The organism is Kineococcus sp. DHX-1 (genome assembly GCF_042473625.1).
Classification (GTDB): Bacteria; Actinomycetota; Actinomycetes; order Actinomycetales; family Kineococcaceae; genus Kineococcus.
In genome coordinates, this window is sequence record NZ_CP170445.1 from 1,041,977 (window position 1) to 1,061,883 (window position 19,907).

The 19,907-nt window shown below is 74.2% G+C and carries 20 protein-coding genes and 1 pseudogene; 11 read left to right on the forward strand and 10 right to left on the reverse strand.

The genetic code is table 11. From position 1 onward, the window contains the following. Positions 1 to 22 precede the first annotated feature (22 nt). Both groL and ACFEMC_RS05105 read left to right on the forward strand, forming a co-directional pair. Positions 23 to 1,648: a chaperonin GroEL gene (gene groL / locus ACFEMC_RS05100; protein ID WP_367638997.1), complete on the forward strand. Its 1,626-nt coding sequence runs from the start codon at positions 23 to 25 to the stop codon at positions 1,646 to 1,648. A 184-nt stretch (positions 1,649 to 1,832) separates the two neighbouring features. Beyond that, complete coding sequence (locus tag ACFEMC_RS05105) at positions 1,833 to 2,210, forward strand: hypothetical protein (RefSeq protein ID WP_380174220.1); 378 nt, start codon at positions 1,833 to 1,835, stop codon at positions 2,208 to 2,210. 4 nt (positions 2,211 to 2,214) lie between these two features. Here the strand turns inward: ACFEMC_RS05105 and ACFEMC_RS05110 are convergent, their stop codons facing one another. The 3 genes and pseudogenes from ACFEMC_RS05110 to cofC form a co-directional block, all read right to left on the reverse strand. Continuing rightward, a complete protein-coding gene (locus tag ACFEMC_RS05110; RefSeq protein WP_380174222.1) occupies positions 2,215 to 2,808 on the reverse strand; it encodes a suppressor of fused domain protein in 594 nt (197 codons plus the stop codon). Positions 2,809 to 2,813: 5 nt separating this feature from the next. Beyond that, a pseudogene (gene cofG, locus ACFEMC_RS05115) lies at positions 2,814 to 4,115 on the reverse strand (7,8-didemethyl-8-hydroxy-5-deazariboflavin synthase CofG); the annotation flags it as partial. A gap of 36 nt (positions 4,116 to 4,151) precedes the next feature. Continuing rightward, entirely contained in the window at positions 4,152 to 4,817 is a 666-nt protein-coding gene (cofC, locus tag ACFEMC_RS05120) for a 2-phospho-L-lactate guanylyltransferase (RefSeq protein ID WP_380174224.1), read from the reverse strand. Between the two features lie 67 nt (positions 4,818 to 4,884). On the opposite strand from cofC, the gene ACFEMC_RS05125 reads away from it, so the two are divergent. From ACFEMC_RS05125 to ACFEMC_RS05145, 5 genes are read left to right on the forward strand one after another with little or no spacing between them, the layout of a single operon-like run. Beyond that, on the forward strand, positions 4,885 to 5,337 hold the full coding sequence (locus ACFEMC_RS05125) for a molybdenum cofactor biosynthesis protein MoaE (protein WP_380174226.1): 453 nt from the start codon (positions 4,885 to 4,887) through the stop codon (positions 5,335 to 5,337). A gap of 16 nt (positions 5,338 to 5,353) precedes the next feature. Then, positions 5,354 to 6,376 (forward strand): FO synthase, encoded by a 1,023-nt coding sequence (locus ACFEMC_RS05130; protein WP_380174228.1) that lies wholly within the window; start codon positions 5,354 to 5,356, stop codon positions 6,374 to 6,376. Further along, positions 6,373 to 7,824 carry a flavin-containing monooxygenase gene (locus ACFEMC_RS05135; RefSeq protein ID WP_380174230.1) on the forward strand — a complete coding sequence of 484 codons (1,452 nt, stop codon included), beginning with the start codon at positions 6,373 to 6,375 and terminating at the stop codon, positions 7,822 to 7,824. Before ACFEMC_RS05130 ends, ACFEMC_RS05135 begins: the two co-directional genes overlap by 4 nt. A gap of 22 nt (positions 7,825 to 7,846) precedes the next feature. Continuing rightward, positions 7,847 to 9,007: a mandelate racemase/muconate lactonizing enzyme family protein gene (locus ACFEMC_RS05140; protein WP_380174232.1), complete on the forward strand. Its 1,161-nt coding sequence runs from the start codon at positions 7,847 to 7,849 to the stop codon at positions 9,005 to 9,007. Positions 9,008 to 9,014: 7 nt separating this feature from the next. Then, positions 9,015 to 9,683 carry a FadR/GntR family transcriptional regulator gene (locus ACFEMC_RS05145; protein ID WP_380174234.1) on the forward strand — a complete coding sequence of 223 codons (669 nt, stop codon included), beginning with the start codon at positions 9,015 to 9,017 and terminating at the stop codon, positions 9,681 to 9,683. Between the two features lie 3 nt (positions 9,684 to 9,686). On the opposite strand, the gene ACFEMC_RS05150 is transcribed toward ACFEMC_RS05145, so the two are convergent. Further along, positions 9,687 to 9,944 (reverse strand): MoaD/ThiS family protein, encoded by a 258-nt coding sequence (locus ACFEMC_RS05150; RefSeq protein ID WP_380174236.1) that lies wholly within the window; start codon positions 9,942 to 9,944, stop codon positions 9,687 to 9,689. 40 nt (positions 9,945 to 9,984) lie between these two features. Beyond that, positions 9,985 to 11,025, reverse strand: coding sequence for a GTP 3',8-cyclase MoaA (gene moaA, locus ACFEMC_RS05155; RefSeq protein ID WP_380176608.1), 1,041 nt, complete (start codon positions 11,023 to 11,025; stop codon positions 9,985 to 9,987). A 224-nt stretch (positions 11,026 to 11,249) separates the two neighbouring features. Between moaA and ACFEMC_RS05160 the strand changes: the two genes are divergently transcribed. Then, the gene (locus ACFEMC_RS05160; protein ID WP_380174238.1) at positions 11,250 to 11,399 is read left to right on the forward strand and encodes a hypothetical protein; all 150 of its coding nucleotides are present in this window, start codon (positions 11,250 to 11,252) and stop codon (positions 11,397 to 11,399) included. Between the two features lie 91 nt (positions 11,400 to 11,490). Here the strand turns inward: ACFEMC_RS05160 and ACFEMC_RS05165 are convergent, their stop codons facing one another. Continuing rightward, positions 11,491 to 11,781, reverse strand: coding sequence for a WXG100 family type VII secretion target (locus tag ACFEMC_RS05165; protein ID WP_380174240.1), 291 nt, complete (start codon positions 11,779 to 11,781; stop codon positions 11,491 to 11,493). A 168-nt stretch (positions 11,782 to 11,949) separates the two neighbouring features. On the opposite strand from ACFEMC_RS05165, the gene ACFEMC_RS05170 reads away from it, so the two are divergent. Next, on the forward strand, positions 11,950 to 12,522 hold the full coding sequence (locus tag ACFEMC_RS05170; RefSeq protein ID WP_380174242.1) for a DUF4031 domain-containing protein: 573 nt from the start codon (positions 11,950 to 11,952) through the stop codon (positions 12,520 to 12,522). Between the two features lie 78 nt (positions 12,523 to 12,600). On the opposite strand, the gene ACFEMC_RS05175 is transcribed toward ACFEMC_RS05170, so the two are convergent. The 3 genes from ACFEMC_RS05175 to ACFEMC_RS05185 form a co-directional block, all read right to left on the reverse strand. Next, a complete protein-coding gene (locus tag ACFEMC_RS05175) occupies positions 12,601 to 14,088 on the reverse strand; it encodes a S1C family serine protease (RefSeq protein ID WP_380174244.1) in 1,488 nt (495 codons plus the stop codon). Between the two features lie 95 nt (positions 14,089 to 14,183). Then, positions 14,184 to 15,773 carry a sensor histidine kinase gene (locus ACFEMC_RS05180; RefSeq protein WP_380174246.1) on the reverse strand — a complete coding sequence of 530 codons (1,590 nt, stop codon included), beginning with the start codon at positions 15,771 to 15,773 and terminating at the stop codon, positions 14,184 to 14,186. Next, on the reverse strand, positions 15,770 to 16,471 hold the full coding sequence (locus ACFEMC_RS05185; protein WP_380174248.1) for a response regulator transcription factor: 702 nt from the start codon (positions 16,469 to 16,471) through the stop codon (positions 15,770 to 15,772). Before ACFEMC_RS05185 ends, ACFEMC_RS05180 begins: the two co-directional genes overlap by 4 nt. A gap of 136 nt (positions 16,472 to 16,607) precedes the next feature. Here ACFEMC_RS05185 and ACFEMC_RS05190 point away from each other — a divergent pair, with 136 nt between their 5' ends. Both ACFEMC_RS05190 and ACFEMC_RS05195 read left to right on the forward strand, forming a co-directional pair. Then, the gene (locus ACFEMC_RS05190) at positions 16,608 to 17,402 is read left to right on the forward strand and encodes a HipA family kinase (RefSeq protein WP_380174250.1); all 795 of its coding nucleotides are present in this window, start codon (positions 16,608 to 16,610) and stop codon (positions 17,400 to 17,402) included. After that, the gene (locus ACFEMC_RS05195; RefSeq protein ID WP_380174252.1) at positions 17,395 to 17,793 is read left to right on the forward strand and encodes a DUF3037 domain-containing protein; all 399 of its coding nucleotides are present in this window, start codon (positions 17,395 to 17,397) and stop codon (positions 17,791 to 17,793) included. Before ACFEMC_RS05190 ends, ACFEMC_RS05195 begins: the two co-directional genes overlap by 8 nt. Positions 17,794 to 17,805: 12 nt before the next feature. Here ACFEMC_RS05195 and ACFEMC_RS05200 read toward each other — a convergent pair whose 3' ends face one another. Continuing rightward, positions 17,806 to 19,743: a PhoX family protein gene (locus ACFEMC_RS05200; RefSeq protein WP_380176610.1), complete on the reverse strand. Its 1,938-nt coding sequence runs from the start codon at positions 19,741 to 19,743 to the stop codon at positions 17,806 to 17,808. Between the last annotated feature and the right edge of the window lie 164 nt (positions 19,744 to 19,907).

A 19,907-nucleotide genomic window follows, 5' to 3' on the forward strand; every position in this document is an offset into this window, starting at 1 on the left:
TCTTCTGGGAGGAACACCAGGCATGAGCAAGATCATCGCCTTCGACGAAGAGGCTCGTCGCGGCCTCGAGCGCGGGATGAACCAGCTCGCCGACGCGGTCAAGGTGACGCTCGGCCCCAAGGGCCGCAACGTCGTCCTGGAGAAGAAGTGGGGCGCCCCCACGATCACCAACGACGGTGTCTCCATCGCCAAGGAGATCGAGCTCGAGGACCCCTACGAGAAGATCGGGGCCGAGCTCGTCAAGGAAGTCGCCAAGAAGACGGACGACGTCGCCGGCGACGGCACCACCACCGCCACCGTCCTCGCCCAGGCGCTCGTCCGCGAGGGTCTGCGCAACGTGGCCGCGGGTGCGAACCCGATGGGCCTCAAGCGCGGCATCGAGAAGGCCGTCGAGGCCGTGACCGAGCAGCTGCTCGCCGCGGCCAAGGAGGTCACCACCAAGGAGCAGATCGCGGCCACCGCCGGGATCTCCGCCGGTGACGCCTCCATCGGCGAGCTCATCGCCGAGGCGCTCGACAAGGTCGGCAAGGAAGGTGTCATCACCGTCGAGGAGAGCAACACCTTCGGCCTCGAGCTCGAGCTCACTGAGGGCATGCGCTTCGACAAGGGCTACATCTCGCCCTACTTCGTCACCGACGCGGAGCGTCAGGAGACCGAGCTCGAGGACCCCTACATCCTCATCCTCAACTCCAAGATCTCCACGGTGAAGGACCTGCTCCCGCTGCTGGAGAAGGTCATGCAGTCGGGCAAGCCGCTCGTCATCGTCGCCGAGGACGTCGAGGGCGAAGCCCTGGCGACCCTGGTCGTCAACAAGATCCGCGGCACCTTCAAGTCCGTCGCCGTCAAGGCCCCGGGCTTCGGCGACCGCCGCAAGGCCATGCTCGGCGACATCGCCATCCTCACCGGTGGCCAGGTCATCTCCGAGGAGGTCGGCCTCAAGCTCGACACCGCTGACCTCGACCTGCTGGGCCGCGCCCGCAAGGTCGTCGTCACCAAGGACGAGACCACGATCGTCGAGGGTGCCGGCGACGCCGACGCCATCGCCGGCCGCGTGGGCCAGATCCGCGCCGAGATCGACCGCTCCGACTCCGACTACGACCGCGAGAAGCTCCAGGAGCGCCTCGCGAAGCTGGCCGGCGGCGTGGCCGTCATCAAGGCCGGCGCGGCGACGGAGGTCGAGCTCAAGGAGCGCAAGCACCGCATCGAGGACGCCGTCCGCAACGCGAAGGCTGCCGTCGAGGAGGGCATCGTCGCCGGTGGTGGCGTGGCCCTCATCCAGGCCGGCGTGCTGGCCTTCGACAAGCTCGAGCTCGTCGGTGACGAGGCGACCGGGGCGAACATCGTCAAGGTCGCCATCCAGGCCCCGCTCAAGCAGATCGCCGTCAACGCCGGTCTCGAGGGCGGCGTCGTGGCCGAGAAGGTCAGCAACCTGCCGACCGGCCACGGCCTCAACGCCGCGAACGGCGAGTACGTCGACCTGCTCGAGGCCGGGATCAACGACCCGGTCAAGGTGACGCGCTCCGCGCTGCAGAACGCCGCCTCCATCGCGGCGCTCTTCCTCACCACCGAGGCCGTCATCGCCGACAAGCCGGAGAAGGCCGCTGCGGCCCCGGCCGGCGACGGTGGCATGGGCGGCATGGACTTCTGAGTCCCGCCTCTCCGTAGCACCAGCACCACCCGCGAGGGCGGTCTCCCGTTGGGGAGGCCGCCCTCGTGGCGTTCCCGGCCCCGCCCCTTCCCGCGTGGAAAACACTCTTTCCGCCCTTCTCCATCGATGGAGAAGGGCGGAAAGAGTGTTTTCCACGCGGGAAGGGGCGGCTAGCGTGCGGGGGATGGCGACCTACGACGACGTGGCGCGGGTGGCGGTCGGGCTGGCCGAGGTGACCGAGACCGACCGGCGCGGGACGCGCGTGTGGAACGTCGCGGGCAAGGCGTTCGCGTGGGAGCGGCCCTTCACCGGAGCCGACCGCAAGCGGTTCGCGGCCGCGGGGATCGAGCCGACCGCCGGGCCCGTCCTCGCCCTGGCCTGCGCGGACCTGCAGGAGAAGAGTGCCGTCCTCTCCCAGGGGACCCCGGGGTTGTTCGACATGGAGCACTTCCACGGCTACGCCGCCTACCTCGTCGCGCTCGACGACGTCGCGGACGCCGACCTGGAGGTGGCCGTCCAGGACGCGTGGGCGGCGAAGGCTCCCGACCGCCTGCTGCGGTGAGGCGTCAGACCACGGCGTCGCGCGTGATGTCGTAGAACGCCACCTCGGACGCCTCGAACCGCTCCTCCAGCGCGTCCAGCCCGTGCTCCAGCAGGAACCGGCGTTCGCTCTCGTGGACCGGCACGGCCTGCAACCAGTGCACGTCGACACCGGGTTCGAGCCGGTACCGCGACAGCCGCGGGAAGTTCCCCGGCGAGGTGAACAGCAGGTGCTCGGTGCGGCCGCCGAGCAGGTCGGCGACGATCCCGGGGAACACCGTCGACGGCGACAGCGGCCACGGCTCTCCCAGCGCGGCGAACGCCGAGGCCACGAGCAGACCCGTCGCCAGACGGTCCTCCACGTGCTCCAGGACGGTGACGAGCTCGACGCGCACGTCGGTCCCGGAGACCAGGTTCGGCGAGCGGTGCATCGAGAGCGTGGACACGGAGGTGAACCCCGGCGCGGGCGCGTCGAGCGCCGTCAGCACGTCGAGGGACAGCGTCTCGTCGCGGTTGAGGAACTCGTCGATCTGCGGGCGGCCGTCGGGGACGAGCTGCTCGCCCACGAACCGCGCCATCCGCACCTCGGCGTCGGTGGGCGGCGGCACCTCGGCGCTCACGCGGCGCGTCCGACGGGAACCGCGGACTCGCGCGCCAGCCCAGTCGCGGGGTCGGCGAGGGCGGCCACGGCGGCGTGCAGTTCCGGCGCGATCCACGTGTCGCCGCCCGCCAGGGCGTCCAGGACGAACCGCGGGTGTGCGGTCAGCCGTTCGGCCAGCCGGAAACCCGCCGCGCGCGTCGTCGCGGCCAGGTCGTCGAGCTGCGGCCACGGGCGTTCGGGGTTGACGTGGTCGGGGGTGAGGGGGGAGACCCCGCCCCAGTCGTCGACCCCCGCGGCCAGGAGCTGTTCGCGCTGACCGGGTTCGGACAGGTTCGGCGGGGCCTGCAACGACACGTCCGCCCCCAGGAGCAGCCGCGCGACCGCGATCGTGGCGACGTACTCGGGGTGCTCCAGGTCGGCCTCACCGCGCATCGCGGTGTCGTCCTTCGCCCGGAAGTTCTGGACGATGACCTCCTGGATGCCGCCGGTCTCGCGGGCGACGTCGCGCAGGGCCAGGAGCGAGTCGACGCGCTCGGCGGACGTCTCCCCGATGCCCAGCAGCACCCCGCTGGTGAACGGGACGCGCGCCCGGCCGGCGTCGCGCAGCACCCGCATCCGCAGCTCGGGGTCCTTGTCGGGGGAGCCGTGGTGGACCTGACCGGGTTCCTCCCACAACCGCCGGGACGTCGTCTCGAGCATCATGCCCATCGACGGCGCGAGCGGGCGGGAGGCCGTGAGCGCCTCGAACGACATGACGCCGGGGTTCAGGTGGGGCAGCAGCCCGGTCTCGTCGAGCACCCGGCGGGCCAGGTGCTGCACGTACTCCAGCGTCGAGGAGAAACCCCGCTCGGACAGCCACGCGCGGGCCGCCGGCCAGCGGTCCTCGGGGGCGTCGCCGAGGGTGAAGAGGGCTTCCTTGCAGCCCATCGCGGCCCCCTCGCGGGCGATGGCGAGCACGTCCTCCTCGGACAGGAAGAGCACGGGCAACCGGCCTGGGACGGTCGCGAACGTGCAGTAGTGGCAGCGGTCCCGGCACAACCGCGTGATGGGCACGAACACCTTGCGCGAGTACGTGATGGTCCCCGGACGTCCGGCGCGGCGCATGGCCTCGTCCCGCACGGGCCGCGCCAGAGCGCACAGCTGCTCGAGGTCGTCGTCGCGCGCGTGCAGCAGGATGCGGGCGGACTCGCGTTCCGCGCCCCCGTCGTCCCAGCCGTCGGGTCCGCTGCGCGCCGCGGCGGCCAGGGCGCGCGCCAGGTCGTCGGCCGTGGGGGTGGGTTCTGGCGGGGCGGCGTGCCGGGTGCGGACGGGGGCGGGATCGGGCAGGGGCGTGGCGCTCACGAGGTGTGGTGTCTCCAGCTCTCAGCGGCGGGGTCCGGCGCAGCCCGCCGGAAGGTCGGTCGTGGCGAGGTCTGGCAGGTCGTGGGCCAGGGCCGCGCACGTGTGCGGGCCGACGCCCAGGGCGAGGGCCGCGCGCAGGTCCGCGACGGTGTCGACGTCGCGGCGCAGCGACGGCAGCGGGTCGCCCAGCGCGACCGCCCCGGCCTCGACGTGGCGACGGGCCGAGTCCGGCCCGAAGTGGTGCGGCACGTCGCCGTCGGGGTCGGTGAGCAGGACGCTGCCCGACCCCGCCGCGTCGGCGACCAGCGCGGGACCGGGAACCGTCAGCGCCCGGGCCAGCGCCTGCTGCAGGTCCTGCGACCGCAGGGCGGGCAGGTCACCGAGCAGCACGGCCGTCGGGCCGCGTTCGAGGCTGGCCAGTCCCGCGGCGACGGCGACGGACAGCCCCGGCCGTCCGGGGCTGACGGTGCCGACCCCGGCGGCACGCGCGGCCCGGAGCACGTCGGGGTCGTCGCTCACGCACACGACCAGAGCCACCCCGGGGGTGTCGCGGCACACCGTCAGGCAGTCCAGCGCCATCGCCAGCGCCAGCTCCTGGCGCTGCCGGCGCGGCAGCGCCAGCCGCGTCTTCGCCTCGTCGCCGCCCTTGACGGGGACGACGACCCGCCAGCCGCTCACGTGCGTCACCGGGCGATCCTCTCCCACGGTCCGGACTTCCGGAACACCTGCCCCGGACGGGACCTACCCTGACGGCGTGCACGTACCCACCCGCCTCACCGCGCCCGCCCGCCGCGTCGTGCGGACCACCGTGGGAGCCGAGCCGCTCGACGTCGCCGAGCACGCCGCCCTCGTCGGGGACGCCGCCGCCGGCGCCGTCGTCACCTTCGCGGGCGTCGTGCGGGACCACGACCACGGCCGGTCGGTGCGCGAGCTGGAGTACGTGGGCCACCCCAGCGCCCCCGACGTCCTGCGCGACGTCGTCGCCGAGGTCGTCGCCGGCTGCGAGGTGGACGCCGTCGCCGTCGGGCACCGCGTCGGGCACCTGGCGGTCGGGGACGTGGCGTTCGCCGTCGCGGTCTCGGCCGCCCACCGCGGGGAGGCGTTCGCCGCGTGCGCACGGCTCGTCGACGAGGTGAAGGACCGGCTGCCCGTGTGGAAGCACCAGCACTTCGCCGACGGCACCTCCGAGTGGGTCGCCTGCCCCTGAGGGTTAGCCTCGGGCGGTGCCAGACCCGCTCCTCCAGCAGGCCCTCGCCGCGGCGTCCTCCTCGCCCGGTGCCCTCACCGACGAGCAGGCGGTGGCCCTCCTGGGGGCTGACGGCGAGGACCTCGAGGTCCTGGCCGCGCTCGCCGACGACCTGCGCCGCCGCCGGGTCGGCGACGCCGTCACGTTCGTCGTCAACCGCAACCTCGACGGCACCCGCGTCGGCGCCGACCCCGCCCACGTCCGCGAGCTCGTCGCCGAGGCGGTGCAGCTGGGGGCGACCGAGGTCTGCGTCCAGGGGCCGGTGCCCGCGCAGGCCGGGCCCGACGGCTACCTGGACCTCGTGCGGGCCGTGACCGCCGGCGCCGGTCCGACGGGCGTGCACCTGCACGCCTTCCGCGTCCCGGAGGTCCTCGAGGCGGCCGCCCGGCGCGGGTCCACGCCCCGGGAGTTCCTGGTGGCCGCGCGCGACGCCGGGCTCGGGTCGGTGCCCGGCACGGCGGCCAGGGTCCTGGACGACGCCGTCCGCGCCGAGCTCAACGGCGGGGTCTCCGACCTGCCGGTGACCACCTGGGTCGAGGTGCTGCGCACGGCGCACGAGGTCGGGCTGACGTCGACGTCCACGCTCGTCCACGGAGGTCCGGAGACGCCCGCGCAGCAGGTGGCGCACCTGCGGCTGCTGGCCGACCTCGGCGCGAGCACGGGCGGCATCACCGAGTTCATCGCCATGCCCTCGCCGACCTCGCCACCGTCGGCGCGGGCGACCCGCGCGCTGCACGCCGTCGCCCGGTTGCTGCTCGACGGCGCCGTCGAGCACGTCCAGGCCGCCTGGCCCAAGCACCCGGCCGGCCTCGTCGCGGACCTGCTGCGCGGGGGCGCCGACGACCTCGGTGGCCTGCTCCTCGACGGGACGCTCGACCCGGCCGCGGGCCAGGAGGCCGGGACGACGCTGACGCACGAGGCCGCGGAGGCGCTCGCGGGACGGGTGGGTCGGCCGCTGCGGCAGCGCACCACCCGCTACGGCGAACCCGCGCCGGCGTGACGCCCGAGGCTCCCGTGCTGGACGTGGCGGTCGTCGGTGCGGGGTTCGCCGGCCTCGGCACAGCCATCCAGCTGGCGCGCCGGGGCCGGGAGAGCTTCGTCGTCCTGGAACGAGCCGACGACGTGGGCGGCACCTGGCGCGACAACACCTACCCGGGCGTCGCGTGCGACGTGCCGTCGCACCTGTACTCGTTCTCCTTCGCCCCCGACCCCGGGTGGACGCGCGTGTTCGCGCCCGGGGCCGAGGTGCAGGAGTACCTGCGCGAGTGCGCTCGCGAGGTGGCCGACCACCTGCGCCTGGGGTGCGAGGTGCTGGACGCGGTGTGGGACGCGCGCGGAGAGCTCTGGTCGCTGACGACGTCCACCGGCCCGGTGCAGGCACGCGTCCTCGTCCTGGCCGCCGGCCGGCTCACCGCACCGCGGATCCCCGACGTGCCCGGGCTGGGGGAGTTCGGCGGTCCCGTCGTCCACACGTCCCGGTGGGACCACGCGCTCGACCTCGCCGGCTGCCGCGTCGGGGTGGTCGGGACGGGCGCCTCGGCGGTCCAGGTCGTGCCGGAACTCGCCGGCCGTGCCGCCCACGTCGACGTGTTCCAGCGCAGCGCCGCGTGGATCGTCCCGCGCGGGGACCGCCCGTTCAGCGCGGCCGAACGGGCCGGTTTCGCCCGCGAGCCGGAGACGGCCCGGCGGCTGCGGGAGGACACCTTCGCCGAGATGGAACGCGGGCTGGCCGCCCGCCGACTCGACCCCGGTGCGCTGGCCGCGTTGCGCCGCAGGGCGTCGGACCACCTGCGGGCGCAGGTGGCCGATCCCCGGTTGCGGGCTGCGCTGACCCCGGACTACGAGATCGGCTGCAAGCGCGTCCTGCTCTCCGACGAGTTCTACCCCGCGCTGACCCGCCCCGACGTGCGCCTCGTGCCCTCGGCCGTGCGGTCGGTCGAGCCCGGGTCGGTGACGACGGCGGACGGCCGGCGGCACGCCCTCGACGTGCTCGTGCTCGCGACGGGTTTCCACTCCACCGTGCAGCCCTACGCGGCCCGGGTCACCGGCCGGGACGGGCGCACGCTCGCGCAGGCGTGGGAGGGCGGGATGGTCTCGCACGCCTCGACGGTCGTGCACGGGTTCCCGAACCTGTTCGTCCTCGACGGGCCGAACGCGAGCCTGGGGCACAACTCCGCCGTCCACGTCATCGAGAGCCAGATCGGCTACCTGCTCGGGGCGCTGGACCACCTCGCGGCGACGGCGCGGCCGCTGGAGGTGAGCCTGCCCGCCCAGCGCCGCTACACCGAGGAGGTCGACGCGATGGCGGCCGACTCGGTGTGGCTGCGGGGCGGGTGCTCGAGCTGGTACGTCGACGCGCGCAGCGGCCGGCTCACGCTGCTGTGGCCGGACACCGCGAGCGAGTTCCGGCGCCGCAACGGCACGTTCCACCCCGCGCCCTTCTCGTAGGACAAGAGGACTCACTTGTACGATGAGTGGGTCCACCCGTCCCACCCCGGAGGTCCCGGTGCCCGACCGCATCCGGCACGTCGAACTGTCCACGCTGAGACTGCCTCTCGCGCAGCCGATCAGCGACGCCAAGGTCCTCACCGGCCGGCAGCGGCCCATGACCGAGGTCGTCGTCCTCGTCGCCGCGGTGCGCACGGAGGACGGCCACGAGGGGACGGGGTTCAGCTACTCCAAGCGCGCCGGCGGTCCCGCCCAGTACGCGCACGCCCGGGAGGTCGCGGCCGACCTGCTGGGGGAGGACCCCAACGACATCGCCAAGGTCACGACGAAGCTGCTGTGGGCCGGGGCCTCGGTCGGGCGCAGCGGCGTCGCGACGCAGGCCATCGCGGCGCTCGACATCGCGCTGCACGACCTCAAGGCCCGGCGCGCCGGGCTGCCCCTGTCCAAGCTGCTCGGCTCCCACCGCGACTCCGTGCGCACCTACAACACCTCCGGCGGGTTCCTGCACGCCCCGCTGCCGGAGGTGCTCGAGCGCGCCGACGCCTCGCTGGCCGCCGGCATCGGTGGCATCAAGGTCAAGGTGGGGCAGCCGGACACGCGCGAGGACCTGCGCCGGGTCGCCGCCGTCCGCGAGCACCTCGGACCCGACGTCCCGCTCATGGTCGACGCCAACCAGCAGTGGGACCGGCGGACCGCGCTGCGCATGGGCCGGGCCCTGGAGGAGTTCGACCTCGTCTGGATCGAGGAACCCCTCGACGCCTACGACGCCGTCGGGCACGCCGACCTCGCCCGCGCCCTGGACACCCCCGTCGCGACGGGGGAGATGCTCGCGAGCGTGGCCGAGCACCTGAGCCTGGTCGAGCACCGCTCGGCCGACGTCCTGCAGCCCGACGCGCCCCGCATCGGCGGCATCACCCCGTTCCTGCGGCTGGCGGCGCTCGCCGACCAGGCCGGGCTCGACCTCGCCCCCCACTTCGCCATGGAGATCCACCTGCACCTCGCGGCGACCTACCCGCGCGAACCGTGGGTCGAGCACTTCGAGTGGTTGGACCCCCTGTTCGAGGAGCGTCTGGAGACGGTCGGCGGCCGCATGGTCGTGCCGGACCGCCCCGGTCTCGGGTTCACCTTCAGCGAGCAGGCGCGGGCGTGGACCACCGAGCGGGTGGAGTTCGGGACCCGGTGAGCCGCAGGTGACCACGCGCACGCAGGCCCTCGTCGACGCGCTGCGCGCCCGGATCGTCGACGGCGACCTCGCCCCGGGACGGCCGGTGCCGTCCGAGAGCGAGCTCGTCGCCGAGTTCGGGGTGTCCCGCACGGTGGTGCGCGAGGCGATGTCCCGGCTGCAGGCCGCGGGACTGGTGGAGACCCTGCGAGGGCGCGGGTCGTTCGTGCTGGCCCGGCCCAGCACCGAGTCCTTCGGCGTCGACGTCGGCGGGTTGCGCTCGGTGGCCGAACGGGTCGAGCTCCTGGAGTTCCGCACGGCCGTGGAGACGGAGGCCGCCGCGCTGGCGGCGCTGCGCCGCGACGACGACCAGCTCGCCGCGGTGCGCCGGGCCGCGGACGCGTTCGCCCGGGCGGCGGACCGTCCGGCCGACGCCGTCGCGGCGGACTTCGCCTTCCACCTCGCCGTGGCGACCGCGTCGGGCAACAGGTACCTGCGCGAGCTGCTCGGCACGCTGGGCGAACCGATGATCGCCATGCCCTCGGCCCGGTTGCGCACCGGGGCGCCTCGGGCGCAGGAGGTCGTCGCCGAGCACGCGGCCGTCGTGCTCGCGGTCCAGCGGGGCGACGCCGAGACCGCCCGGGCCGCCATGCGCGTGCACCTGGTGTCCTCGACCGCCCGGCTCGCGGGGCGCTGAGCCTCAGCCGCCCGCGAAGGGCGGCAGGACGTCGAGGGTCGTGCCCGGCGCGAGGCGGTCCTCGGCGCGGGCGGCGACGCCGTCGACGAGGAAGCTGCTGGCCGCCAGCACGCGGGCGAGCGCGGGACCGCGAGCGCCGAGGGCCCGGACGAGGTCGCCGAGCGTGCCGCCGTCGGGGACGGGGACCCGCTCCTCCTCCCGCCCCGCGGCAGCTGCGGCTCCTGCGAACCAGCGCACGTCCAGCGTCTCCGCCTCGTTCACCTGCTGTTCACCTTCCTGTCGGCCCTCGCGTCGCTCACCCTCAACCGCCGATCGCGCTCATCGGGCGGGTGGGGTGCAGGAAGTCCGGGTCGTCGATGTCGTGGCCGGGCAGCTTGCCCCACATCGCGGTGCGCCACAGGTTCCCGATCGCCGCGTCGTCGGCGCCGGAGCGCAGGGCGTCGCGCAGGTCGGTCTCCGTCGTGGAGAACAGGCAGGTGCGCACCTGGCCGTCGGCCGTCAGGCGCGTGCGGTCGCAGTCCCCGCAGAACGGGCGCGTGACCGAGGCGATGACGCCCACGTCGCCCAGGTGCGTCCCGTCGTCGTCCACGACGTCCCACGTCTCGGCCGGCGCCGCGCCGCGGGCCGTGCCCGGACGGGGGACGAGGCGGAACTCCCGTTGCAGCGCAGTGAGGATCTCGTCGGCGGTGACCATCTGCGACCGCTGCCAGGACCCGTGCGGGTCCAACGGCATCTGCTCGATGAAGCGCAACCGGTAGCCGGCGGCGAGCGCCCACCGGAGCAGGTCCGCGGCCTCGTCGTCGTTCGTCCCGCGCAGCAGGACGGCGTTCACCTTGACGGGAGCCAGCCCCGCGGCGGCGGCGGCCTCCAGGCCCGCGAGCACGTCGTGGTGCCGGTCCCGTCGCGTGATGGCGGCGAAGCGGTCCGCGTGCAGGGTGTCGAGCGAGACGTTGACGCGCGTGAGGCCGGCCGCAGCGAGGGCCCCGGCCCGGCGGGCGAGCCCGATCCCGTTCGTGGTCAGCGACGTGCGCACCGGCGCCCCCGCGGCCGTCCGCATCCGCGTCGTCGCCGCGACGATGTCCTCGAGTCCTCTACGCAGCAACGGTTCGCCGCCGGTGAACCGGACCTCGTCGACACCGAGGTCTCGCACGGCCAGCCGGACCAGCCGGACGACCTCGTCGTCGGTGAGGACGGCCGGACCCTCGAGCCAGGGCAGGCCCTCGGGTGGCATGCAGTAGTGGCAGCGCAGGTTGCACTTGTCCGTCAGGGAGACCCGCAGGTCGCGTGCGGTGCGGCCGTACCGGTCCAGCAGGGCCGGCGTCGCGGGCCGGTCGGCGGGCAGGCCCCCGGCACCGTCGACGGCGCCGTCCGCAGCGGTGGGCCGCCGCAGCCGGGGGACACCGAGGTCGACCGTCGTCACGGCCTCAGGGTAGGTCGGCTCGGAGCGGGCGACCGCACGGAGGGCGACCCGTGTGCGGTTGGTCACATCGTGTGAAGCGCGTCAGGAGTTGCTCCGAAGTGGTTCACATCCGCTAAGGTGAACTGCAGATGAACAGGAGGTGGCACATGATCGACATGAAGACGAAGGCCGCGAACCAGGCGACGGCGAAGCCCGCCGTGCACTGGGTGACGGTTCGCGACGCGTCGGGCCGCCCGCACCTGGAGATGCGCTGGAGCATCCCCGGGTCGCAGGCCCCGCTCTCACGAGCCGCCTGAGCCTGGACGGACCGACGAGCCCCGAGCCCAGCCTCGACGTGGGCCCCGCGCCACCCGGCGCGGGGCCCACGTCCGTCCGGGCGGCGAGCCCTCAGGAGGCGAACATCCGGGCGTTGGCCGACTCGACGTCGGCGTACTGACGACCGGCCTGCGCCAGGGCCCGCTGGATGTCCTCCAGCGAGCTGCGCACGCGGTCCTGCGTGACGCGCCACTGCGCCGACAAGGCCTGGAACCCGCTGGCCGCCTGACCCTTCCAGCACGACTCCAGGTCGAGCAGGTGCCGCATCATGCCGTCGACCTCGGTGGCCAGGTTGGTCGCGGACGCGGCCACCGCGGTGCTCGCCTGCTCCACGCGGGCGCTGTCGACCTCGAACCGGGACATGATGGACTCCTCCCTCGCCCCGCGGACCCCCGCGGTGCGTGCTCCTGGACCGGGCTCCCCGGTTCCCGACGAACGTAGGGCGGTGGCACCGACGGACCCCGCGACCATCCACAGCAAGGGGGTCCCGGTCGACGCTCGGCGGCCTGTGGAGCCCGGGACGACTCGCGCGTGAGCGTGCTGGTCGACGCAGCGCGCATCCCCGCGCACGGCACGTGGTGGTCGCACCTGGCCAGCGACACCTCCTCCGACGAGCTGCACGCCTTCGCCCGTCGCCTCGGCGTCCCGCGCCGCGCCTTCGAGGGCGACCACTACGACGTCCCCGCCGACCGCGTCCCCGACGCCGTCGCACTGGGAGCCGAGCTGGTCACCACCCGCGAGCTGCTGGCCCGCGTGCGCGCGGCCGGGCTGCGCACGCCCAAGCGGCGCGGGGAGAAGGTCGTGCACACCGAGGTCGTCGCGGGCGATCGCGTCGACGTCGTCCGGTCCCGGCGCGTCCCCGCACCGCACGGCACGCACCGCGTCGCGCGGACCGTGCGGGGCCGGCTGGTCCTGGACGACGGCGACCTGCCCGTGCTGCCCGTGCTCACCGCGGCCCACGCCGCGGCCGTCGCCGGCTTCCGTCGCCGGTGGTCCCGGTCGGCGTCGGGTGTCCGGCTCGCGCACGACGGCGTCGTCGTCCTCGACGTGCCGGACGGTCCGCTGCCGACCGCGTGGTGGTCCCCGCTGCTGCGCGCGGACTGATCCCCCGGACGCGAGGACCCCCGCCCCTGCGGAGAGGGACGGGGGTCTGCGGCGGGAGGACCCGGTGGGGGGACCGGGTCAGTTCTCCGCGCGCGCCGTGAGCGTCGCCGTGAGCGTCTGCTCGGCGCCGCCCCGGACGACGGTGAGCTTCACCTGGCTGCCCACGGCCTTGCCGCGGATCGTCGCGGTGAGCGACTCGAAGCCGTCGACGTTCACGCCGTCGACGGCGGTGATGATGTCGCCGGCCTTCAGTCCGGCCTGCGCGGCGGGCGAACCGCTCGTCACGTCGGCGACCTGGGCGCCCTCGCGGGACACGTCGCCGACGGTGGCGGTCGCGGGCTGCTCGGACATGCTCACCCCGAGCCAGGCGTGCTGCGCCGAGCCGGACTTGATGAGCTGGTCGGCGATCATCTTCACCTCGTTGGAGGGGATCGCGAAGCCGAGGCCGATGCTGCCCGACTGGCTCGAGGACGAGGAGGAGCTCAGCGAGGCGATCGAGGAGTTGATCCCGATGACCTTGCCCGAGGAGTCCAGGAGCGCGCCGCCGGAGTTGCCGGGGTTGATGGCGGCGTCGGTCTGGATGGCGTTGGTCGCGGCGGTCTCGGCCGTCGTCTGCTGCTGCTGCTGACCGCCGAACTGGCCGAACGGGTCCTGGGACTGCGACTGCTCCTCGGTCTGGGTGATGACCGGCCGGTTGATGGCCGACACGATGCCCGTCGTGGCGCTGCCGGACAGGCCGAGCGGGTTGCCCAGGGCCATGACGGCCTGACCGGCGACGACGTCGGCGGAGTCGGCGAACGTCGCGGCCTTGAGGTCGCTCGGCGGGTTCGTGAGCTGGATGACGGCGAGGTCGGTGGCGGGGTCGGTGCCCTTGATGGTCGCCTGGTACTCCCGGCCGTCGTTCAACGTCACCGTGATCTTCGCGCCCTGGCCCAGGCCGGAGACGACGTGGTTGTTGGTGACGACGAAGCCCTGGGCGTCGTAGACGATGCCGGACCCCTCCGCCTCGCCGGTCTGCCCGGTGACGGTGACCGAGACGACGCTCGGCCCGACCGCGCTGGCGACGGCCTGCCAGTTCACCGTCGTCTCGCTGACACCCTGGATGGGGGCGCCCGAGGAGCTGCTGGAGGAGGTCGTCCCGCCGCCGGACCCGCCCGAGGAGTCCTGGCCGAAGGCGCCGACGGCGCCCACGGTCACGACGCTGGCGACGAGGGCGCTGGCGATCGCGACCCCGGCGACGCCGAGCCAGCCGGGGGAGCGGCGCGGGCCGCGACGGCCACCGCCGCCACCCCCGCCGTGGTCGTCACCGCCACCGCCGGGAGGGGTGGGACCGCCGGGCGTGGCCCACGGGTCCTGCTGGCCGTGGCCGCCGTAGGAGCGGTCGGTCTGCTGCCCGTAGGGACCCTTGTTCCAGTCCCAGGGCTGCTGCGGCTGGGTGGCGCCCGTCTCGTCGGGGCGGCCGTAACCGCCGAACCCCTGGCCGTCGCCGCCGCGGGCCTGGGTGGACAGGGCCCCGGACGTGGGGTGTCCGGTGCCGTCGGTGATGGGGCGCTGGGGGCCGTTCATCCTCTGCTCACCTCTGCGGGTCGCGTCTCGAGTGGTGCGTCTACTCCTCGAGGTTCGGGCACTCCGCTGCAGGTGGACCCGGAGCCGGCTGGAACCTAGCTGTGAATCCGGTCGGTGGTCTCGTCCTCGTCGGACCCCGCCTCGACCTCGTCCTCGCCCCCGGGGTCCCCGTCCTCGGCAGCTGCGCGGAAGCGCAGCCGGAACGTCGCGCCGCCGCCCTCGGTGGGCAGCACGGTGACGGTCCCGCCGTGCAGGTCGACGATCGTCGCGACGATGGCCAGGCCCAGCCCGGAGCCCCCGCCCGTGCCGCGGCGGCGCGAGGAGTCGACGCGGTAGAACCGCTCGAACACCTTGTCCGCCTGGTCGGGGGTGAGCCCGGGACCGTGGTCGCGCACCTCCACGACCGACTCCGGACCCGACGGGCCGGCCGCCCGGCCGACCGCCACCTCGACGGACGTCCCCGCGGGGGTGTGGTGGACCGCGTTGGCGAGCAGGTTGGTGAGCACCTGGCGCATGCCCGCCTCGTCGGCGACGACCACGGCCGAGCCCGGCCCCTCGCCCGGGCGCAGACCCGTGAGCCGGACGGTGCGGTCGGGGGCGAGCGCCCGGGCGTCGTGGACGGCGTCGGAGGCCACCACCACGAGGTCCACCGGTTCCCGGCGCGCCGTGCGGGCCCGCTGGGCCTCGTCGAGCCGCGCCAGGGCGAGCAGGTCCTCCACGAGCCGGCCTAGCCGGGTCGACTCGCCCTCGATGCGACCCATGACGTGCGCCACGTCGTCGGGCTCGCGGACCGCGCCCTGGCGGTACAGCTCGGCGAACCCGCGGATGGCGGCCAGCGGCGTCCGCAGCTCGTGGCTGGCGTCCGCGACGAACCGGCGCATCTGCTCCTCGGAGCGCTCCTGCGCGCGGAAGGACGTCTCGATCTGGGACAGCATCGTGTTCAGGGCCGTCGAGAGCCGGCCGATCTCGGTGCTCGCCGGGGCGTCCGGGACCCGCCGCGACAGGTCACCGCCCGCGATCGCCGAGGCGGTGCGCTCGATGTCGTCCAGCGGCCGGAAGCTGCGCCGGATCGCCAGGACCGCGAAGAACGCCCCCAGCACGAGCACGCCGGCGGAGACGGCGAAGGCGATGGTGCGGAAGTCCGACACCGTGCGGGTGGTCCCCGTCAGGGGCAGCGCGACCGCGATGTTCACCCCGCGGTCGGTCCCCTCGACGCGGGCGGGGAAGACCAGCACCCGCCAGGGGTCGCCGTCGTCGGAGTCCTGGACGGTGAACGGGTGCCCCTCGTGCGCCGCCACGTACGCCGACGTCAACGTCGGCAGCGCCGGCGCCTTCGGGCACTCCTGGGCGTCCTGCGACCGCGCGCACACCGGGTAGGGGTCGGACCCGTCGAGGCCGGTGTAGACGACGTAGTAGTCCGAGAGCAGGAGGTTGCGTTCGGCTTCCTGGTTGAAGGTGGCGAAGGCCTGCTGCGCGGTCGCCTTCCCCCGCACCAGCAGCTCGGTGTCGACCTGGTTGCGCAGGTTCTGCTGCAGCAGCGTCAGGGACACTAGGCTCGTCAGGGTCATCGCCATGAAGAGGAGCACGACGACGATGACGAGCAGCCGGGCCTGCAGCGGCAGCCGGTCCTCGGCGGCCGCGATCCGCGCCCGGACCGACCGCAGGCGCGCCGCGGCGCGGGTCATCCCACCGACTGCGGGACCCGCAGCACGTAGCCCACGCCCCGCTTGGTGTGGATCAGCGGTTCGAGGCCCTCGGTGTCGAGCTTGCGGCGCAGGTAGGAGATGTAGGACTCCACGATCCCGGCCTCGCCGTTGAAGTCGTAGTCCCACACGTGGTCGAGGATCTGCGCCTTCGACAGCACCCGGTTCGGGTTGAGCATGAGGTAGCGCAGCAGCTTGAACTCGGTGGGGGACAGCTCCACCTCCCGGCCGCCGCGGCGGACCTCGTGGGAGTCCTCCTCCAGCTCCAGGTCGTGGAAGACCAGCCGGCCCGTGTCCGGGCCGGCCGCCGCCCCCGTGCGCCGCAGCACCGCGCGGATGCGGGCCACGACCTCCTCGAGGCTGAACGGCTTGGTGACGTAGTCGTCGCCGCCCACGGTCAGCCCGGCGACCTTGTCGGCGGTGTCGTCGCGGGCGGTGAGGAACAGCACCGGCATGGCCCGGCCGCGCTCGCGCAGCTTGCGCGTCACCGTGAAACCGTCGAGGTCGGGCAGCATGACGTCCAGCACGACGAGGTCCGGACGGAAGTCCTCCGACAGCTTCAGGGCCTCGGCACCGTCCGCGGCCGAGGCGACCTCGAACCCGGCGAAGCGCAGGCTCGTGGCCAGCAGCTCACGGATGCTCGGTTCGTCGTCGACGACCAGGAGACGGGCTTCCGGCACGGCACCAGCGGATCTCACCCGACCAGTCTGCGCGCGCAGGCTGGGAGAGTCCTGGGGACCGGCCCGGAGCCGTGGGGGGGAACTGCGAAGATCCGCTGGTCCCGCGGCCGGTGTCCCCGGCTGGCAGGATGCGGGCGTGCTCCGCCGTGCCCTGCGCCGTGTCACCGCCACCCGCTACGTCACCCCGCTGCGCGAGGGCGGGAGCATGCCGGGCCTGTGCGAGGCCGACGACGACGGCACCTACGTCGTGAAGTTCCACGGCGCCGGGCAAGGACGCCGCGTGCTCGTCGCCGAGGTCCTGGCCGCGGCGCTCGCGGGCGCCGTCGGCCTCGACGTCCCCGAGCTCGTCGTCGCCGACGTCGACCCGGTCATCGGGCGGGGCGAACCCGACGAGGAGGTCCAGGACCTGCTGCTGCGGTCCCCGGGCGCCAACCTCGGGATGGACTTCCTCCCCGGCGCGCTGTCCTTCGACCCGGCCGTGGACCCGGTCGAGGCGGACTGGGCGGCGCGGGTGCTGTGGTTCGACGCCTTCGTCCTCAACGTCGACCGCTCCTGGCGCAACCCCAACGCCCTGTGGTGGGGCGGCCGGCCGTGGCTCATCGACCACGGCGCTGCCCTGTACTTCCACCACGACTGGGCGCGGGCCGCCGCCAGCGTCGACCGGCCGCTGCGGCACGTCGAGGACCACCTGCTGCTGCGCTCGGCGGCACCCGTCGGCGCGGTGGACGCCGCGTGCGTGGACGCGCTCACCCCGGACGTGCTCGCCGCGGCCGTCGACGCCGTGCCACCGGAGTGGGTGGACGACGAACCGGGGTTCGACGACGGCGACGCCGTGCGCCAGGCCTACCTGGACTGGTTCACCGGCCGGCTCGCCGCCACCGGCTGGCGCGCCGACCTCGACCGCGCCCAGGCGGAGGTGTCCCGTGGCTGAGGCGACCTTGGACGTGTTCGAGTACGCCGTCGTCCGCGTGGTGCCGCGCGTGGACCGGGGGGAGTTCCTCAACGCCGGCGTGGTGCTGTGGTGCCGCGCCCGCGAGCACCTCGTGGCGGGGACCCACCTCGACGAGGAGCGGCTGCGCGCCCTGCCCGGTGGGGTGGACCTGGCCGCGGTGCGACGGCACCTCGTGGCGCTGGAGGGGGTGTGCGCCGGTGACCCCCGCGCCGGCGCGGCGACGACGGAGGCCAAGGGCGCCCGGTTCCGCTGGCTCACGGCACCCCGGTCCACGGTGCTGCAGACCTCGCCCGTGCACTGCGGGCTGACGGCCGACCCGGCCGCCGAGCTGGACCGGCTGCTGACGCGGCTGGTCCGGCCCGGCGGCTGAGGTGCGCTCCGTTCAGCCCTTGCGGACCTGCACGACGGACGGACGCGGCTGGCCCGTGCCGTCGTAGGGGAAGGTGGACGCCGGCTCGTCGATCGTCGCGCCGTCCACCTCACCCGGGTGCTGCACCGCGACGAACACCGTCCGGCCGTCGTCGGCGATGACCGGCCCGCAGGTCTCCGCGCCCGTCGGCACCGAGAGGAACTGCCGCACCCGGCCGCGGTCGGGGCCGTCGACGACGACCTCGAAGAGGCCGTCGTTGGACCCCAGCGTGTTGCCGTCGGTCGAGATCCACAGGTTGCCGGTGGTGTCGAACGCCACGTTGTCCGGGCAGGAGATCGGCGAGACCAGCGCGGGGTCGAAACCCCCGAAGTACGTGCTCTGGTCCTCGGGGTCCCCGCAGACGAGCACGAGGTTCCAGGCGAACTCCGTGGCGGCCGCGTCGTCGCGGGCCTCGACGATCTCGACCACGTGACCGTCCTTGTTCAACGGGCGCGGGTTGGCCTCGTCGACGCCGGCCTTCCCGAGCGTGCCGCGCTGGGTGTTGTTCGTGCACGCCACGTAGACGCGGCCGTTGACGGGGTTGCGTTCGACGTCCTCGGGGCGGTCCATCTTCGTGGCGCCCACCACGTCGGCGGCGGCGCGGGTGTTCACGAGGACCTCGTCCACGGACATGCCCGGCACGACCGAGCGCCCGTTCCGCGTCAGGGCGACCCAGCGGCCGCGACCGTCGTAGCGCTCGTCCTCGATCCCGTCGCCCTCGAACACCGCGACGTACAGGTCGCCGTCCTCGAGCAGGCGCAGGTTGTGCTTCCGGTCGCCCTCCCGGTAGGCCTTCTTCGAGACGAACTTGTAGAGGTACTCGAACCGCTCGTCGTCGCCCATGTAGGCGACCGCGCGGCCGTCCGCCGCGAGGGACACCGTCGCGCCCTCGTGCTTCATGCGACCCATCGCGGTGTGCTTGCGCGGGGTCGACGTCGGGTCCGACGGGTCCACCTCGACGATCCAGCCGAAGCGGTGCGCCTCGTTCGGTTCGGTCTGCGCGCCGAACCGCGGGTCGACGCGCTCCCAGCCGCGGCCGCTGCTGCCGTAGACGCTGTAGCGGTCGCTCTGCCCGCCCTCGGTCTCGGGGGAGGAGAAGTACCCGTTGAAGTTCTCCTCGCCCGACAGGACCGTGCCCCACGGGGTGGTGCCGCCGGCGCAGTTCCCGAACGTGCCGACCGGGGTCCGCCCCTGCGGGTCCGCACTCGTGCGCAGCGACTTCGCGCCCGCGGCCGGACCGGTGAACGCCATCGGGGTCCAGGGCGTGATGCGGCGGTTGAACGCCGACTCGCGCAGGTACCCCCACGGCTGGTCCGCACCGGCGCGACGCAGTTCCACGACGGACATGCCGTGCGCGGCGATGGAGGTGCGCAGCTGCTCCTCGGTCGCGCCGTCGGCGTCCACCCAGTCGCGGAACATGAGTTCCTCGTTGGTGTACTCGTTGTTGCACACCAGGAGGGCGCGGTTCGGGTCCTGCAGCGGGACGATCGTCGTGTAGTCGTTGTTGTAGCCGAACTGCCCGAGCTGGGCCGCCTCGCTCTGGCGCTCGTGGTCGAACTCGGGCGCGCCGGGCAGGATCGGGTCGCCCCAGGAGATCAGCGGCGCCCACGTCCAGCCCGCCGGGACGGCGAAGGAGTCGACCTCGGCCGGCACCGGGGCGATGACGTCGAACTCGACGGCGTGACCGGGGTCGAAGGGGTCCGCGAGGAGGTTCACGTCACCGCCGCCCGGGGCGGCGGCCGCGGGCCGGGCCCCACCCACGGCGGCGCCGGCGACCCCCAGGCCCACCAGACCGGCCAGGACGCCGCGCCGGGAGACCGCGGACCGCACGACGTCGCCGAAGTAGGCGTTGCCGGAACGGTTCTGCACGGGTGCGGCGCAGGACGTGGCGCAGCGGTAGTGGCAGGTCATGGGGCTCCTGCGCCCCGCGGGGGAGTACGGCAGCAGGGTCAGGGTGGGCTGGCAGGCGTCCGTGGTCACGGGGGTCCTCTCGGGGCGTTCCGGGGGGCTTCCGGGTGGCGTGGCGGGGGCGTGGTGCGGGCCCTCGGGGAGGCCCTGCACGCGTCGGACGCTAC

What these genes read in the sequence shown, in the direction of transcription:
- ACFEMC_RS05175 (WP_380174244.1), bottom strand. Translation starts at nt 14,088, where the DNA reads ATGAACGGCCCCCAGCGCCCCATCACCGACGGCACCGGACACCCCACG.
- ACFEMC_RS05105 (WP_380174220.1), top strand. Translation starts at nt 1,833, where the DNA reads ATGGCGACCTACGACGACGTGGCGCGGGTGGCGGTCGGGCTGGCCGAG.
- ACFEMC_RS05200 (WP_380176610.1), bottom strand. Translation starts at nt 19,743, where the DNA reads ATGACCTGCCACTACCGCTGCGCCACGTCCTGCGCCGCACCCGTGCAG.
- ACFEMC_RS05160 (WP_380174238.1), top strand. Translation starts at nt 11,250, where the DNA reads ATGATCGACATGAAGACGAAGGCCGCGAACCAGGCGACGGCGAAGCCC.
- ACFEMC_RS05140 (WP_380174232.1), top strand. Translation starts at nt 7,847, where the DNA reads ATGAGTGGGTCCACCCGTCCCACCCCGGAGGTCCCGGTGCCCGACCGC.
- ACFEMC_RS05180 (WP_380174246.1), bottom strand. Translation starts at nt 15,773, where the DNA reads ATGACCCGCGCCGCGGCGCGCCTGCGGTCGGTCCGGGCGCGGATCGCG.
- groL (WP_367638997.1), top strand. Translation starts at nt 23, where the DNA reads ATGAGCAAGATCATCGCCTTCGACGAAGAGGCTCGTCGCGGCCTCGAG.
- ACFEMC_RS05165 (WP_380174240.1), bottom strand. Translation starts at nt 11,781, where the DNA reads ATGTCCCGGTTCGAGGTCGACAGCGCCCGCGTGGAGCAGGCGAGCACC.